At 69.9% G+C, this 15,790-nt stretch carries 16 protein-coding genes and 2 riboswitches; of the genes, 8 read left to right on the top strand and 8 right to left on the bottom strand.

All coding sequences use genetic code 11. The features are described 5' to 3' along the window. Window positions 1-117 precede the first annotated feature (117 nt). The gene (locus Psi02_RS11340; RefSeq protein ID WP_203973417.1) at window positions 118-1,293 is read right to left on the bottom strand and encodes an amino acid deaminase/aldolase; all 1,176 of its coding nucleotides are present in this window, start codon (window positions 1,291-1,293) and stop codon (window positions 118-120) included. A gap of 201 nt (window positions 1,294-1,494) precedes the next feature. On the opposite strand from Psi02_RS11340, the gene Psi02_RS11335 reads away from it, so the two are divergent. Together Psi02_RS11335 and Psi02_RS11330 are read left to right on the top strand one after the other, a co-directional pair. After that, the gene (locus tag Psi02_RS11335; RefSeq protein WP_203973416.1) at window positions 1,495-2,094 is read left to right on the top strand and encodes a DUF6286 domain-containing protein; all 600 of its coding nucleotides are present in this window, start codon (window positions 1,495-1,497) and stop codon (window positions 2,092-2,094) included. A 2-nt stretch (window positions 2,095-2,096) separates the two neighbouring features. Beyond that, entirely contained in the window at window positions 2,097-2,573 is a 477-nt protein-coding gene (locus Psi02_RS11330; RefSeq protein WP_203973415.1) for a hypothetical protein, read from the top strand. Window positions 2,574-2,578: 5 nt separating this feature from the next. On the opposite strand, the gene Psi02_RS11325 is transcribed toward Psi02_RS11330, so the two are convergent. From Psi02_RS11325 to gcvT, 3 genes are read right to left on the bottom strand one after another with little or no spacing between them, the layout of a single operon-like run. Further along, entirely contained in the window at window positions 2,579-3,949 is a 1,371-nt protein-coding gene (locus Psi02_RS11325; protein ID WP_203973414.1) for an L-serine ammonia-lyase, read from the bottom strand. 60 nt (window positions 3,950-4,009) lie between these two features. Then, window positions 4,010-4,399: a glycine cleavage system protein GcvH gene (gene gcvH, locus Psi02_RS11320; RefSeq protein WP_203973413.1), complete on the bottom strand. Its 390-nt coding sequence runs from the start codon at window positions 4,397-4,399 to the stop codon at window positions 4,010-4,012. Further along, window positions 4,396-5,511: a glycine cleavage system aminomethyltransferase GcvT gene (gene gcvT, locus Psi02_RS11315; protein WP_203973412.1), complete on the bottom strand. Its 1,116-nt coding sequence runs from the start codon at window positions 5,509-5,511 to the stop codon at window positions 4,396-4,398. Before gcvT ends, gcvH begins: the two co-directional genes overlap by 4 nt. A gap of 44 nt (window positions 5,512-5,555) precedes the next feature. After that, window positions 5,556-5,651: riboswitch (glycine riboswitch) on the bottom strand. Further along, a riboswitch (glycine riboswitch) is annotated at window positions 5,652-5,749 on the bottom strand. A gap of 154 nt (window positions 5,750-5,903) precedes the next feature. Between gcvT and Psi02_RS11310 the strand changes: the two genes are divergently transcribed. Then, entirely contained in the window at window positions 5,904-6,203 is a 300-nt protein-coding gene (locus Psi02_RS11310) for an antibiotic biosynthesis monooxygenase family protein (protein WP_203973411.1), read from the top strand. Between the two features lie 148 nt (window positions 6,204-6,351). Continuing rightward, window positions 6,352-7,209, top strand: a complete 858-nt coding sequence (locus Psi02_RS11305) for a hypothetical protein (protein ID WP_203973410.1) — start codon at window positions 6,352-6,354, stop codon at window positions 7,207-7,209. Window positions 7,210-7,343: 134 nt separating this feature from the next. On the opposite strand, the gene Psi02_RS11300 is transcribed toward Psi02_RS11305, so the two are convergent. From Psi02_RS11300 to Psi02_RS11285, 4 genes are read right to left on the bottom strand one after another with little or no spacing between them, the layout of a single operon-like run. Further along, window positions 7,344-8,036: a gamma-glutamyl-gamma-aminobutyrate hydrolase family protein gene (locus Psi02_RS11300; RefSeq protein WP_203973409.1), complete on the bottom strand. Its 693-nt coding sequence runs from the start codon at window positions 8,034-8,036 to the stop codon at window positions 7,344-7,346. A 39-nt stretch (window positions 8,037-8,075) separates the two neighbouring features. Further along, window positions 8,076-8,840, bottom strand: coding sequence for a 3-oxoacyl-ACP reductase (locus Psi02_RS11295; protein WP_203954868.1), 765 nt, complete (start codon window positions 8,838-8,840; stop codon window positions 8,076-8,078). Window positions 8,841-8,844: 4 nt separating this feature from the next. After that, entirely contained in the window at window positions 8,845-10,176 is a 1,332-nt protein-coding gene (locus Psi02_RS11290) for an aldehyde dehydrogenase family protein (RefSeq protein ID WP_239094824.1), read from the bottom strand. 44 nt (window positions 10,177-10,220) lie between these two features. Beyond that, window positions 10,221-11,612 (bottom strand): glutamine synthetase family protein, encoded by a 1,392-nt coding sequence (locus tag Psi02_RS11285; protein WP_203973407.1) that lies wholly within the window; start codon window positions 11,610-11,612, stop codon window positions 10,221-10,223. A 100-nt stretch (window positions 11,613-11,712) separates the two neighbouring features. Here Psi02_RS11285 and Psi02_RS11280 point away from each other — a divergent pair, with 100 nt between their 5' ends. From Psi02_RS11280 to Psi02_RS11265, 4 genes are all read left to right on the top strand, one after another. Beyond that, window positions 11,713-12,441 carry a FadR/GntR family transcriptional regulator gene (locus Psi02_RS11280; protein WP_203973406.1) on the top strand — a complete coding sequence of 243 codons (729 nt, stop codon included), beginning with the start codon at window positions 11,713-11,715 and terminating at the stop codon, window positions 12,439-12,441. Between the two features lie 55 nt (window positions 12,442-12,496). Then, window positions 12,497-13,288 carry a hypothetical protein gene (locus tag Psi02_RS11275; protein ID WP_203973405.1) on the top strand — a complete coding sequence of 264 codons (792 nt, stop codon included), beginning with the start codon at window positions 12,497-12,499 and terminating at the stop codon, window positions 13,286-13,288. Window positions 13,289-13,389: 101 nt separating this feature from the next. After that, the gene (locus tag Psi02_RS11270) at window positions 13,390-13,551 is read left to right on the top strand and encodes a hypothetical protein (RefSeq protein WP_203973404.1); all 162 of its coding nucleotides are present in this window, start codon (window positions 13,390-13,392) and stop codon (window positions 13,549-13,551) included. Window positions 13,552-13,748: 197 nt separating this feature from the next. Continuing rightward, a complete protein-coding gene (locus Psi02_RS11265) occupies window positions 13,749-15,527 on the top strand; it encodes an ABC transporter ATP-binding protein (RefSeq protein WP_239094796.1) in 1,779 nt (592 codons plus the stop codon). The last annotated feature ends 263 nt before the right edge of the window (window positions 15,528-15,790 follow it).

Below are 15,790 nucleotides of genomic sequence, written 5' to 3'. Positions count from 1 at the left end.
CGGCCAGGTCGGCGGCGTAATCCACGAACCTGTGCATGATCACGTTCGGGGTTTGGGCTGGTCAGGCCATCCATTCACGAACCTGTGCATGATCACGCGGGAAAGGGCGGGAGGGGGTCAGAGGAAGGTTTGGCCTTCTCCTCGGTAGGTGGGGACTTCCTCGACTATCCGGTCGCCCTCGATCAGATGCAGGCTGGCGAAGCGCTCGCACAACTCGCCGGCCTTGGCGTGCCGGAACCAGACGCGGTCGCCGATCCGCAGGTCATGGGCCGCGGCTCCGACCAATGGGGTCTGGACCTCGCCCGCCCCCTCGTTGGAGTCGTACTGCAGCCCCGCCGGCAGGTGGGGGTAGGGCAGCCGGCTGGCTCCTGAAGGACCTGAGGCCGGATACCCACCGCCCAGTACCGTCACGACACCGGGGGACGGCTTGCGCACCACGGGCAGGGCGAACAGCGCCGCGGGCCGCCCGCTGAAGCTCCGGTAGAAGTCGAACAGCCGTGGATGGAAGAAGCCCGAGCCGGCCGCGACCTCGGTGATCGCGTGTTCCGCCGCCGTCCGCTCGATGCTGCCGGTGCCTCCGCCGTTGACGAACTCCAGGTCGGCGGCCTGCCGTACGGCCTGCACGACCCGCCCGCGCCGTACGGCGAGTTCCTGGCGGGATCTGGCCTGCATCCACCGGACGACCCGCCCGTACGCGCCGGGGACCCTGTCGCCCACGCCGGCGATCTGCGCCTCGTACGACATGAGTCCCACCAGGCGCATTCCGGGGCGGCCGGCGATGTCCTCGGCGATCCGGGCCGCCTGGTCGGGCTCGCGGACGGGGGAGCGCAAGGCCCCCACGCGCAACTTCCCGCCGAACGCCACAAACGCCGCGTCCATATCAAGACATATCCGGACCTGGTGAGGAAGCTGGAGGCTTTCGATCAGATTCAGGTGGCCCGGCGAGTCGGCCATCACCGTGATCTCGTCGGCGGCGCGGCGGTCGGACCCGAGTGTGCGGAGAGCGTCGGTGTCCACGGACGGGTACGCCACGAGCACGTCACGCAGACCGCATGACACGAGCCAGAGCGCCTCGGGAAGCGTGAACGCCATGATCCCGGCGAAGCCGTCCATGGCGAGAACGCGTTCGAGGACCGCCCGGCTCCGGATCGACTTGCTGGCGACGCGGATCGGCTTGCCGTTCGCCCGGCGGACCATGTCGGCGCTGTTGGACCGCAGCGCATCGAGGTCGACCACCGCGAAGGGGGGGTGCAACCCGGCCGTGGCCTGGTCGAGACGCTGTCGGTCGTCCATGCCCGCAGCCTAGTACGAATGCGCACAAATTAAATGAGTGCTACTCACGTTAACGGGGGCCGCGGCAAAATCTCCGGAGCCGCCCGGCCATGATCGCGCAAGATGGCGGGTGATCGGCTCGCGACCGCCTCCCGCCGTGTACCCCTGAACAGGTGACTACAGATCGGATTCGATGCTGTGCTGGTCAGAGGTGAGCGGTTGATGAGCGTCGTGCAGGAGATCTTCGCGGGCGCATCGGCGAAGGGCGACAGCCGGCGTGCCGTACGTCGCAACGCCATCCGCGCTCTGCGGCCGGGCCGTACGCCTGCGGGAATCGTGGTGGCCGCGGTGCTCTCCGTCGGCGCGTGGGCCCTGGCCGTCGAGATCATCGCGACGATCTTCGGCTCGCCCGTCCTGTGGCCGCCGCTCCATCGCCTGATGTCGACGACCTTCGGGGACCCCGCCGTTCCCGGAACCGCCGCGATGATGATCGTTTGCGGTGCGGGCCTGGTGGCTCTCGCCGTGCTGCCCGGGCGGCCCCGGCTGGTGCCCCTGGAATGCGAGGACCCGCTCCTCGTGATGGGACTGACCCGCGCGGGCCTGAGCAGGACGCTCGCGGTCGCGGCGCAGACGGTCGAAGGCGTCCGGCGGGCCCGGGTGCGGATGTTGCGCGGCCAGATCGAGGTCGTGGTGGTGACCGAGGCCAAGGGCACGGGTGAACTACTCCGCGAGGTCGGTGCGGCCGTGGGCGACCAGCTTTCCGGCCTCGGTGCGCAGTGCCGTCACGAGGTCGTCGTCCGGTTGCGCAGGAGGAGGGTCTGAGGATGCGCGCGCACATGGGGAACCGGGTCGGGCTCGGGATCGTCGGGCTGGTCATGGCGATCGCCGGCGTCGGCGTGCTGGCCGCCCGGGCCGATCACCTCGGTGTACGGATCATCGACCTGTCGTTCTTCGTGCGGAACGCCTGGGCGCGGCCGCCGGCCGCGGCGGCCGCCATACTGATCGCCCTTCTCGTCACGCGCTGGCTGGCGGTCGCCCTCGGCTGGGGGCGCTGCGGGAGCCGTACGGGATCGGGGACGGCGATGCTGGGCGTCGCGATGAAGGGCATCGAGGGCATCGGCAGGATCCAGGTCAGGCTGGTCCGCGACAAGCGGATGCGCGTCCTGGTGTCCCTTCTGCCCCGCGCCGACGTGCACGAGGTGATCGGCCGTCTCGACGGGCAGGCGATCTCACGCGTGCGCGGCGCGGTCGACCGTGAGGAGATCCCCACGCTGGTCAGGCTGCACGTCCGCCGGCGCTGACCGGATCAGCACTCGATGACGTTGACGGCCAGGCCGCCGCGGGACGTCTCCTTGTACTTGTCGAGCATGTCCCTGCCGGTGTCCCGCATGGTCTTGATGGCCTTGTCCAGGGCCACGAAGTGACGGCCGTCCCCGCGCAGCGCGATCCTGGCCGCGGCGATCGCCTTGATCGAGGCGACCGCGTTGCGCTCGATGCAGGGGATCTGGACGAGGCCGCCGATCGGGTCGCAGGTCAGCCCCAGGTTGTGCTCGATGCCGATCTCGGCCGCGTTCTCCACCTGCTCGGGAGTACCGCCCAGCACCTCGGTGAGCCCCGCCGCGGCCATCGAGCAGGCCGAGCCGACCTCTCCCTGGCAGCCGACCTCCGCGCCGGAGATCGAGGCGTTCTCCTTGAACAGCACGCCCATGGCTCCGGCGGTCAGCAGGAACCGGACCACCCCGTCGTCGGCCGCGCCGGGGATGAACCTGGTGTAGTACGACAGGACCGCGGGGATGATCCCCGCCGCGCCGTTCGTGGGAGCCGTGACGATGCGGCCGCCCGCCGCGTTCTCCTCGTTGACGGCGAGGGCGAACAACGTCACCCAGTCCATGGCGCGCAGAGGGTCGGCGTCGGTCTCGCTCTGGAGCCGGCGGTGGAGCTGGTTCGCCCGGCGCTTGACCTTCAGCCCGCCCGGCAGGACGCCCTCGTTGTGGGTGCCCCGCCGTACGCACTCGACCATGACCGACCACAGGTGCAGCAGTTGCGCGCGGACCTCCTCCGGCGTACGGCCGAAGGCCTTCTCGTTCTCCAGCATCAGTCCGGAGATGGACAGGCCGGTGTCCGCGCAGTGGGCGAGCAGTTGCGCGGCCGTCGTGAACGGATACGGCAGCACCGTGTCGTCGGGTTTGATCCGATCGGCGCCGGTGGCGTTCTCGTCCACGACGAAGCCGCCGCCGACCGAGTAGTAGACCTTCTCCCGCACGAGGGTGCCTTCGGAGAAGGCCGTGAAGCGCATGCCGTTCGGGTGGTGGGGGAGCGAGAGCTTCCGCTCGAACACCAGGTGGTCGCCCACCACGAACGGCACTTCCTGTGAGCCGAAGAGCCGGACCGTGCCGCTCGACCGCATTTCCGCGAGCATCTCGTCGACGCGGTCGACGTCGACGAGCTCCGGCTTCTCCCCGGACAGGCCGAGCAGCACGGCCTTGTCGCTGCCGTGGCCCTTCCCCGTCAGCCCGAGAGACCCGTAGAGGATGACCCGGACCTCGGTGACCTTCTCCAGTAGCCCGTCCGCGTGCAGGCCGCGGGCGAAACGGTGAGCCGCGGCCATCGGGCCGCCCGTGTGCGAGCTGGACGGCCCGATTCCCACCTTGAACAGGTCGAACACGCTGATAGCCACTGTCGGTGTCCTTGAGAGAAGGTCGGTGTCCCGAGAGAAGGTCGGTGTCCTGAAGGGCTGTCAGGCCTCGGCGGAGGTCAGCGAGGTGTACTCGCCGGAGGTCAGCAGGTCCTCCGGCTCCTCGCCGATCTGCACACGGAACAGCCAGCCCTCGCCGTACGGGTCGGAGTTGACCAGCGAGGGATCGTCGACGACGGCCGCGTTGACCTCCACGATCTCGCCGGTGACCGGCGCGAAGATGTCGCTGACCGACTTGGTCGACTCGACCTCGCCCACGGCGTCTCCGGCCGTGACCGCGGCGCCGACCTCGGGCACCTGCACGTAGACCACGTCGCCGAGCTGCTCGGCGGCGTAGGCGGTGACGCCGACGGTGACGGTGCGGCCGTCATCGAGCCCGGCGACCCACTCGTGCTCCTTGGTGTAGCTGAGGTCCTCGGGAATGCTGCTCACTTGCTCCTCCTGTAAAAAGGCAGGTCAACGACGTCGACCGGTTCATGGCTGCCACGAATGTCCACGGCCAGGCCGCCCGCTTCCACGGCGCTCGGCGAGACGTACGCCATGGCGATCGGCTTTCCCAGCGACTGCGAAGGCGCGCCACTGGTCACCTCGCCCACGACCACGCCGTCCCGGGTGACGGGATAGCCGTGCCGCGGGACCCTGCGGCCGCGCGCGACGAGCCCGACGAGGCGCCGGGCCGTGCCGTCCGGCCCGGCCTCCTGATCCGCGAGGGCGGCCCGTTCGGTGAGGGCCGCGCGCCCGACGAAGTCGCCTGGCTTGTCCAGGCGCACCACCCGGCCGAGCCCGGCGTCGAACGGTGTGAGGTCCGCGGTCAGCTCGTTGCCGTACAACGGCATGCCCGCCTCGAGGCGGAGCGTGTCACGGGCGGACAGGCCCGCGGGTATGAGCCCCAGGCCCTCACCGGCCTCCGTCAGCGCGTTCCACAGCGGCGCGGCGTCCTCGTTGCGGACGAACAGTTCGAACCCGTCCTCGCCGGTGTAGCCCGTGCGCGCGATGAGGGCCTCGAACCCGGCGACCGTGGCGGGGAGGCCGGCGTAGTACTTGAGACCTTCGAGGTCGGCGTCGGTGAGCGTGCGCAGGATCTCGGTGCTCTTCGGCCCCTGCACCGCGACCAGCGCGTAGGAGCCGGACCGGTCATCCACCCGCGCGTCGTACGGCTCGGCACGCGCGGTCAGCTCGCGCGCGACCATCGAGTAGTTGGAGGCGTTGGCGACGACGAGGAACTCCTCGGGCGCCAGCCGGTAGACGATGAGATCGTCGAGGACGCGGCCGTCCCCGTTCACGATCATGGTGTAGCGGGCGCGTCCGACGTCGAGCGCGCTCAGCCAGCCGACGAGGGCGTAGTCGAGCGCCTCTCCCGCCTGCGGCCCGGTGACGAAGATTTCTCCCATGTGGGACAGGTCGAAGAGCCCGGCCGCCGTCCGGACCGCGTTGTGCTCGACCGACTCGCTGCCGTAGCGCAGGGGCATGAGCCAGCCCGCGAAGTCCGTCAGGGTGGCGCCGAGGGCCTCGTGGACCTCGCGCAACGGAGTGGACCGGGACATGAATGCACCTCAGGAGGACGGATGCTGCGTCGGACTATTGGGCATCCTCCCCCTCTGTCATCGGTGCCTGAGAGCTTCGCCCGTCCTTTGCCGGACTTTCACCTTCGGCGAGGCCAGCAGGCCTGCTTTCCAGAGGACACCTGGCCCGCACGGTCCTTTGCCTTGAGAGGTTCGCGGGGAGGGCTTGCTCCTTCAGGGGCCCTGACAGGATGCCAGGACACTCTCCCGCGCGGGATCAATGGTGTTCCGCCAGCCTAGTGGGTGGGGACTGGTCGTGGTAACGCCCGCTGGGCACCTTTTGCGGCCTCGGCCGGTCGCCCGTGCTGGTGGGCGGTCGAGGGCCGAGGGGCCTGCCGTGCCACGTTGCCCGGATCAGTCGTAAGGGGGGACCAATGGTGACCGTCGAGCTGACCCGTTTCCGTGTGGCGCCGGAGCGCGCCGAGGAGTTGATCGCCGCCCGGCCCGCGATGTTGCGCGACTTCCAGGCCGACCGCGCGGGCTTCCTCGATGCCGAACTGATCCGCCTGCCCGCGGGCGAATGGCTGGACATCGTCTACTGGCGTTCGCCGGAGGATTTCGCCGCCTCCCGCGCCAAGGGTGGAAACCTCCCCGGCATCGCAGCGTTCTTCGCTCTGATCGACGAGGTCGTCAGCACCGAGGAGGGCATCGCCGTACCGGAAAGAAGCGGGTGACTCCCGCCGCCTGGCGTGGGCTGCCGATCCTCGCCCAAGGATGATTCCGGTCGGATCTGGCTTGCCCCGTGCGGAGTTATTGGTCGTAACTTTGCGTAATCGATTGACCGCAAATAGTATCCGCTCTGTGCCAGGGATCGACCATGAGATGCCTATCGAGCTCATCCACAACGACCCGATGACCGCGGTAGAGCTACTGCGGGACGCCGTCGGCGTCCAACCACCCCCCTTCGCCACCGCTGCGGTGGAGTCGGTCGACTTCGCCCAGTTGGCCCCGGTGGAGTTCCGCGCCGACTCGGTCGTGGTGTTGCGCGACGCGGCAGGGGGAGCTCAGCTGGCCCTGATCGTGGAGGTCCAGAACCGTCATGACTCGCGCAAGAGGTTCAGCTGGCCGGTGTACGCCGCGGCACTGAGGGCCCGGCTGGAGTGCCCGACCGCCCTGATGGTCCTCTGTCCGGACGCGGCGGTCGCCCGCTGGTGCGAGCAGGCCATCGCGCTGGGTCCCAGCGGCACTGTCACCCCACTGGCCGTCCACCCGGGCCGTATTCCGCTGATCACCGATCCGGAGCGGGCGCGTGCCTGTCCGGAGTTGGCGGTCCTGTCGGCCACCGCACATGCCGAACGGCCCGAGATCGGACCGGCGTTGCAGGCCATGCTCGCCGCGCTGGACACCCTGGACGAGGACCGGGCCAAGCTATATTTGAACTACGTGTTCGCCGTGCTACCGAGCGTGGCACGCAAGCACCTGGAGGAGATCGTGACCACGACCAGCCACGATTACGAGCACATCGCCAGTCAGTACCTGTCGCACTGGGTCGATCAAGGCCGTCAGGAAGGCCGGGCGGAGGGCGAAGGAGCGGCGATCTTGGCTGTGCTCGAGACGCGTGGCCTGGAGATCTCCTCCGACACGCGCGACCGGATCACCCGCTGCGACGACCTGAACATGCTGGAGACCTGGATCCGCCGGGCGGTCACCGTGAGCTCCGCGGACGAACTCTTCGCCTGAGTCGATCGGGCCGGTCGAGACCGCGGTCGACGCCTCCCCAGCTGACATGCGGGTTCAACTGTCCGGACCCTGCGCCTGGAGCCTGCCCGGCGGACACCGCGTCGGCGGCCCGGTCAACCGCGCCGGCGGCTCGGTCAGTCGCGCCCGGCCGCGGACACGAGGGCGTCGAAGAGGGGACCGTCCTCGTCGGCCTCGGGGTGCCACTGGACGGCGAGCGCGAACGGGTGGCCGGCCAGTTCGACGGCCTCGATCGTGCCGTCCTCTGATCTGCCGGTGATCTCCAGGTCGTCCGCCAGCCGATCGACCGCCTGGTGGTGGTAGTGCGCCGGGGTCAGGTGGTCGTCCTGGTAGATCTTGGCCAGCGTCGGCGAGAGCCGTACCGGGACCCGGCCGAAGGTCCCCGGGGCGGGCGAGTGGTCGGTGTGGCCGACCACGTCGGGAAGGTGCTGGTGGAGCGAGCCGCCCAAGGCCACGTTGAGGACCTGGAGCCCTCGGCAGATGCCGAGGAACGGCAGGCCGGAGTCCAGAGCAGCACGCATCAGCCCGAACTCCGCCTCATCACGAAATTTCCGTACGTATCCGGTCTGTTCGTGCGGGTGAGAGCCGTACCGGGCGGGATCGATGTCGCCGCCGCCCGCGATGATCAGGCCGTCGAGCCGGCCGGCCAGTTCGGCGGGATCACCCGCGGGCGGGATGATCACCGGTTGCCCGCCGGCCCGTGCGACGTGTTCGACGTACATGTACGGCAGCAGCGCGGTGGGCATGTCCCAGACCGTGAACCTGGCGGGCTCCACGTAGCACGTGATGCCGATGACCGGTCGTGACATGACCACCTCGCTGGATCGGATGCCGTTACAGAGACGCCGTTACAGAGGAGTGACGTAGGCCCCGGAGATGCCGCCGTCGACCAGGAACTCCGACGCGGTGATGAAGCTCGAGTCGTCGGACGCGAGGAAGGCCACAGCGGCCGCGATCTCCTCCGCGCGGGCGAACCGCCCGATCGGCACGTGGACGAGGCGGCGCTGCGCGCGCTCCGGGTCCTTGGCGAACAACTCCCGCAGCAGGGGAGTGTCCACCGGCCCGGGGCAGAGCGCGTTCACCCGGATGCCCTCGCGGGCGAACTGCACGCCGAGTTCGCGGCTCATCGCGAGCACGCCGCCCTTGGACGCCGTGTAGGAGATCTGCGACGTCGCCGAGCCGAGCACCGCCACGAACGACGCCGTGTTGATGATCGAGCCCTTGCCCTGCCTCCGCATGTACGGCAGGACGTGCTTGCAGCACAGATAGACGCTGGTGAGGTTGACCTCCTGGACCCGGCGCCACGCCTCGATGCCGGTGTCGAGGATGGAGTCGTCCTCCGGCGGCGAGATCCCCGCGTTGTTGAAGGCGATGTCGACGCTGCCGAACGTGTCGAACGCGGTCTGGTACATCCGCACGACGTCGTCCTCGTTCGCGACGTCGGCCCGGACGAACAGGCCGCCGACCTCGTCGGCGACCTTGGTCCCGGCCGCCTCGTCGAGGTCCACCGCCACGATCTTGGCGCCCTCCTGGGCGAACCGCTGTGCCGTGGCGAGCCCTATGCCGCTGCCCGCCCCCGTGATGACGGCGACGCGGTCCTGCAAACGCTGCATGTTTCTACTCCGTGGAAATGAAGACGTTCTTGGTCTCGGTGAAGGCGGCCAGGGCGTCGGGACCCAGCTCCCGGCCGAGGCCGGACTGCTTGAAGCCGCCGAACGGCGTCCAGTAACGGACGCTGGAATGGGAGTTCACCGACAGGTTGCCCGCCTCGACCGCCCGGGCCACCCGCAGGGCGCGTCCGACGTCACGCGTCCAGATCGACCCGGACAGCCCATAGGCCGTGTGGTTGGCGATCTGTACGGCATGAGCCTCGTCGTCGAACGGGACGACGGACACGACCGGCCCGAAGATCTCCTCGGTGAACGCCCGGTGGAAGGCGCCTGAGCCCTCCGCCAGCGGGTCGAACCCGGCGGGCGCGGCCAGGACGGTGGGCGCGAACCAGAAGCCGGGTCCGTCCGGGCAGGACCCGGCCGTGTGCACGTCGACGGCCCCCACGAACGACGTCACCCGCGCGTGGTGCTCGGCGCTGATCAGCGGGCCCATCTGCGTGGCGGGATCGAGCGGATCCCCGACCTTCACGTCCCGGACGGCCCGGGTGAGCCGCGCGAGGAAGTCGTCGTAGACGGAACGCTCCACCAGGATGCGCGATCGGGCGCAGCAGTCCTGCCCGGAGTTGTCGAACACCGCCATCGGGGCGGACGCCGCCGCCCTGTCCAAGTCGGAGTCGGCGAAGACGATGTTGGCGCTCTTGCCGCCGAGTTCCAGCGTCACCCGCTTCACTTGGGCGGCGGCCTGGGCCGCGATCAGCTTGCCCACCTCGGTCGAACCCGTGAACACGATCTTGCGCACGTCCGGGTGTTCGACGAGCCGGGCGCCGGCCACCTCGCCCTCGCCGGGGACGACCTGCAGCACGCCCTCGGGGATGCCGGCCTCAAGGGCCAGTTCGGCCAGCCGGAGCGCCGTCAGCGGCGTCCACTCGGCGGGCTTCACGACGACGGTGTTGCCCGCCGCCAGGGCGGGAGCCACCCCCCAGGTCATGATGACCATGGGGAAGTTCCACGGCACGATGACGCCCACGACGCCCAGTGGCTCCTGGAACGTGATGTCCACACCGCCCGCCACGGGAATCTGCCTGCCGTGGTCGCGCTCGGGCGCGCCCGCGTAGAAGTTCAGGACGTCGCGGACGTTCCCGGCCTCCCAGCGGGCGTTGCCGATCGTGTGCCCGGCACCCGCGATCTCCAGCTGGGCGAGCTCCTCGGCGTGGTCCTCGACCACCTGGGCGAACCGCCGCAGGAGCCGCGCCCGTTCGCCGGGGGCGACCGACCGCCAGCTCGCGAACGCCGTCCGCGCACGCTCGACCACGCGGTCGACCTCGGCGGCGTCCGCCATGCCGACCTCGGCGACCACGTCTTCGGTCGCCGGATTGAGTACCTTCACAGCCTTTCGAACCCCCGATAGAGCTCCCAGTCGGTGACCGCCGCGTCATAGGCGGCCAACTCGACCCGTGCGTTGTTCGCGTAGTGCTCGACCACATCCTTGCCGAAGGCCGCCTCGGCGAGGTCGGAGCCCTCCCACAGCGAGAGCGCGTCGCGGAGCGTGCTCGGCACGGTCTCCGCGCCCGCGGCGTAGGCGTTCCCCGCGTAGGGCTCCTCCAGCGGCAGCTCCTCCTCGATCCCGCGCAGGCCCGCGGCGATCAGGGCGGACACCGCCAGATACGGGTTCACGTCGCCGCCCGGCACGCGGTTCTCGATCCGGAGTGACGGCCCGTGGCCGACGAGCCGCAGCGAGCAGGTCCGGTTGTCGATGCCCCACTTCACCGCGGTGGGGGCGAAGCTGCCGGGGACGTACCGCTTGTAGGAGTTGATGTTGGGCGCGTAGAAGAGGGTCAGATCTCTGAGCGCGGCGAGCTGGCCCGCGATGAAGTGCTCTCCGACCTTGGAGAGCCCGTGCGGCTCCGTCCCCGCCATCACCGGTCGCCCGCCGGCGTCGCGCAGGGAGATGTGGATGTGGCAGGAGTTGCCCTCACGCTGGTTCGGCTTGGCCATGAAGGTGATCGAGCTGCCCTCCTGGGCGGCGATCTCCTTGGCGCCGTTCTTGTAGATCACGTGGTTGTCGCACGTCGTCAGCGCGTCGGAGAACCGGAAGGCGATCTCGTGCTGGCCGAGGTTGCACTCGCCCTTCGCCGACTCCACGTACAGGCCCGCGCCCTCCATGCCGAGCCGGATCTTCCGCAGCAGCGGTTCGATCCTGGCCGTGCCGAGCAGGGAGTAGTCGACGTTGTAGAGGTTGGCGGGCGTCAGGTCGCGGTAGCCGCGCCGCCACGCGTCCTCATAGGTGTCGTTGTAGACGCAGAACTCCAGCTCGGTGCCGACGAAGGCGGTCCATCCCCGGTCGGCCAGCCGGGCGATCTGCCTGCGGAGGATCTGCCGGGGAGAGGGGACGACGTCCGACCCGTCCTCCCAGACCAGGTCGGCCAGCAGCAGGACGGTCCCCTCCTGCCAGGGCACCCGGCGCAGCGTCGTGAGGTCGGGCCTCATCACGAAGTCGCCGTAGCCGCGTTCCCACGACGACATGGCGTAGCCGTCCACCGTGTTCATGTCGACGTCGACGGCCAGCAGGTAGTTGCACCCCTCGGCGGCGTGGCTCAGCACCTCCTCCAGGAAGTACCGCGCCGACAGGCGCTTGCCCTGCAACCTGCCCTGCATGTCGGTGACGGCCAGCAGGACCGTGTCCACGCGGCCGGCCTCGATGTCGCCGCGAAGCTGATCCACGTCGAGCACGGTGCCTCCTGTCCAAAAGTCTGGAAACAGACCATTGAAGGGCATGCAAGCACCCGGCCTGCCCCTGAGTCAACAATGCTCTGTGGGTTAACCTCGGGCTCACGGGGGTGTGGGGCGCGCCGATTCGTGAAAGGACGGTGGAGCATTGGACGGGGGCGCCACGGGGGCCGTCTCGCTCCTCAGGCCGGTCCGGGCGGGCAACGCGTTCGAGGAGACCGTCGAACGGCTGCTGCAGGCCATCAAGCTCGGCGTGGTCGCCCATGGGGAGAAACTGCCGCCGGAGCGCGAGCTGGCCGCCCAGCTCGGCATCAGCCGCGTCACCTTACGGGAGGCGATCCGGGCCCTCCAGGAGGCGGACTTCCTCGACGTACGGCGAGGCCGTTACGGCGGAGCGTTCGTCGTCTACCGGCCGCCGAGCCCCCGCAAGGGAGACCTGCGCCGGGCCGTCAACGAGATGGGAGCCGGCGGGCTTGACGACGCGCTGACCTTCCGGATGGCGGTCGAGTGCGGCGCCGCCCAGATCCTGGCCGGCATGGAGCTCACCGAGGGGCAGCGGGCGACGCTCTCCTCCCGTCTCGCCGGGGTGAACGACGCGGCCCCGGCCGACTACCGGCGACTGGACACCGCCTTCCACCTCGCCATCGCCGAGCTGACCGGGTCGCCGCTGCTCGCCGCCGCGTGCGCGGACGCCCGGCTACGCGTGACCGATCTGCTCAACGCCATTCCGGTGCTCCAGCCCAACATCGAGCACGCCGCCACGCAGCACGCGGCCATCGTGGCGGCGATCCTGGAAGGCGATCCCGAGGGCGCCCGGCGAGCGGTGGCCGAGCACTTGGAAGGCACGGCCGCGCTGTTGCGCGGCTTCCTCAGCTGACCGGCCCGTCCCACCGCCGTCGCTTCCGCAGTTCCGCCGATCGAGGACTTCATCAATGGCTGACTGGTACCTTGCCGACGCGTCGCTCCATGAGGGCGCGCGCAGGTTGCCGCTGTTCTGCTTCTTCGTGGCGCTGATCGTCGCCTTCGTGGGCACCCGCGTGAACGTCCGGCTGATCCGGTCACGGGTGCGCTGGTTCGGCAACGTCAGCGTCGGGGAGACGCACATCCACCATGTCGTGTTCGGCGTCGTGCTGATGTTGCTCGGCGGGGTCGCCGGGCTGATCCTGTCCAGCGTCTCCATCGGGTGGTACGCGTTCAGCGCGGCCGTCTTCGGTGTCGGAGCGGCGCTGGTGCTCGACGAGTTCGCCCTGCTCCTGCATCTGCGCGACGTCTACTGGCAGGAGGAGGGCCGCACGTCGGTCGACGCCGTCTTCGTGGCCGTCGCGGGGACCGGCCTGCTGCTGGTCGGCCTGCGCCCGCTCGCGTGGAGCGGTTCGGACGAGGCGCTCGGAGGCAGGGGCACGGCGATGGCGATCCTCGTCGTCAACCTCGTCTTCGCCGTCGTCACCCTGCTCAAGGGGAAGATCTGGAGTGGCCTGATCGGGCTGTTCGTCCCGCCGTTCGTCTACATCGGGGCCCTGCGGCTCGCCCGCCCGGGATCGCCGTGGGCCCGCTGGTACTACTCGGAGGTGGCGAGAAGGCCCAAACCGCGGCGGATGGCGAAAGCCGTTCATCGTGAGGAACGCTGGCGCAGGCCCGTCATCCGCGTGAAGATCGCCATTCAGGAGTTCGTCTCCGGACGTCATGACGTTCCGTCGTCACAGCGCCGATCCTGGCGTTCATGAATCGATAAGTAAGTTAATTATGGGTATTTATCCATGCGAAAGTCGTTCCGGGGTGGGGAGTCGACGGCATGGAGTCGAAGGGGCATTTCGAATTTCAGGAAATGGCGGCGCAGTTGAAACGGGAGGCCGCCCTGTTGACGGGCGACAGGCTGCTCGCCGCCGAGGCCCGCACGGAGGAGGCGGAGGCGAGGTTGTGCCTGACCTGGCACGCCATCGTCGACACCGCCACGGAGATCCGCCAGCTCTACGGGGTGGCGGGATGACCGCCGCGCCGTCGGCGGGGCGGCCGTACTGAGGAGACGTCCAGCCGCCCCGCCGACGGCGACGCGGACTACGACGACTTCGGCTCCCCGACCTCGACTGATCGGATTCGTCGCCCTCGACGCGCCCACGATCGCCCTTCCCGACCTACCGTCAAAGTGAGTTGACGGATGCGGCCGGGCCGCGCAGGGGGAGTGTCATGGGTGCGGAGGACGCGGAGCCGGAGAACCGGCGGGCCGACATGTTGCGCGACCGGGGGTCGTGGCGGCTCCTGTTCGGCCAGGTGCGACCGCACAGGAAGGCGCTGGTGCTCGGCGCCTCGCTCAGCCTGGTCGGCACGTTCGCCGGGCTGGCGATGCCGATCCTCGCCAAGTCGGTCATCGACGCCTTCGGGAAGGGCGCCGACCTGGTGGGGCCGCTGGCCGGGTTGTCGCTGGCCGTCCTGGCGGGCGCGCTGATCGCCGCCTGGGGACGGTTCCTCCTCGAGCGGATGGCCGAGGGCATCGTGCTGGCCACCCGCACGAGCCTGGTCGAGCGGATCCTCCGGCTCAAGGTCCCGGACGTGGACCGGCTCAAGCCGGGCGACCTGCTCTCGCGGGTCAGCTCCGACACCACGCTGCTGCGCGCCGTCTACACAGAGGCGCTGGCCGGCTCCGTGGGGTCGGTGTTCATGTTCCTGGGCGCCGTGGTCCTCATGGCGATCATGGACGGCCTGCTGCTCCTGGTCACCCTCGGCGTCGTGGCCCTGGTCGCCCTCATGGGCCTGGCGATCGCGCCCAGGATCCGCCGGGCGTCGCTCGGGGCGCAGGTGGCCCTCGGGGAGATGGGCTCCGTGCTCGACCGTGCCCTTCAGGCGTTCCGCACGGTCAAGGCCAGCGGGGCTGAGTCACGTGAGATCGCCGCGGTGTCCGGCGCCGCGACCCGCGCGCGCGACCGCGGTGTGACGGCCGCCGCCTGGACGTCCGTCGCGGGCACCGGAGCGTGGATGTCGGTCCAGCTCGCGTTCATCGCCGTCCTCGGTGTGGGCGGAGCCCGTGTCGCCAGTGGGGCGATGGAGGTCTCGGCGCTGATCGCGTTCCTGCTTTACCTGTTCTATCTCGTCTCCCCGATCGGGCAGCTCATCCAGAGCCTCACCCAGCTTCAGGTCGCCATGGCCGCGATCATCCGGATCCAGGAGGTGACCGCGCTCGACTCTGAGCCCGCGGCCTCCGGCGGCGCGGGCCCGGCGCGGGCCCGGATGCCCGTCGACGTGCGCTTCGACGACGTGGTCTTCCGGTACGGAGACGATCGGCCGGTCGTCCATGACCAGGTGAGCTTCGAGGTGCCCGCGGGCGGGATGACGGCCCTGGTGGGGCCTTCCGGCGCGGGCAAGACCACGGTCTTCGGGCTGATCGAGCGCTTCTACGAGCCTCAGGCCGGGACGATCCTCGTCGGCGGGCGCGACATCCGGGAGTGGCCGCTCGGAGACCTGCGGGCCGCGCTCGGCTACGTCGAGCAGGACGCCCCGGTCCTGGCCGGCACGTTCAGGGAGAACCTCGTCTTCGGCGCCCCCGACGTCACCGAGGGGGAGATCGCGCAGGCCCTCGCCCGGACCCGCCTCGACGACCTGGTCGAGCGCCTGCCCGCCGGCCTGGAGACGCCGGTCGGCCACCGCGGGGTGCTGCTCTCCGGCGGGGAGCGCCAGCGGGTCGCCATCGCCAGGGCCCTGCTCCGCCGGCCGTCCCTGCTGCTCCTGGACGAGGCCACCTCGCAACTCGACGCCGTGAACGAACTCCGCCTGCGCGAGGTGGTGGCCGAGGTCGCCAGGGAGACCACCGTCCTGGTGATCGCCCACCGCCTGTCCACGGTGACCGGCGCCGACCGGATCATCGTGATGGAGGCGGGGCGGGTCCGAGCCTCGGGCACCCACGAGGAGCTCGTCGACGCCGACGACCTCTACCGGGAGCTGGCGGCCACCCAGTTCCTCGTGTCGTCGTGAACCCCTGTGCGGGCGGGGATCCGGTGACATGCGGCGGCCGTGATGGCAAAGCCGTACGCAGCCTTTACGCCGGTCCGCAGCTTGGCGGCTCCTGAAATCGGGAACTCCCGGAGTGCGGAACCTCTCCTTCACCTCAGCCGGAGTCACCGGGTCGAACGCGCGTGCGGGCGCGTCCGGGGACGACGGCCGAAGGCGGGGCGCCTCGGGGGGTGTACCCCGGGGCGCCCCGTCACCAGGAGATCCGCGCCTGCGGACGCGTTCAC

Origin of the sequence: Planotetraspora silvatica (assembly GCF_016863315.1) — a bacterium.
Taxonomy (GTDB): Bacteria; Actinomycetota; Actinomycetes; order Streptosporangiales; family Streptosporangiaceae; genus Planotetraspora; species Planotetraspora silvatica.
This window is presented reverse-complemented; position numbering and strand designations above follow the sequence as displayed.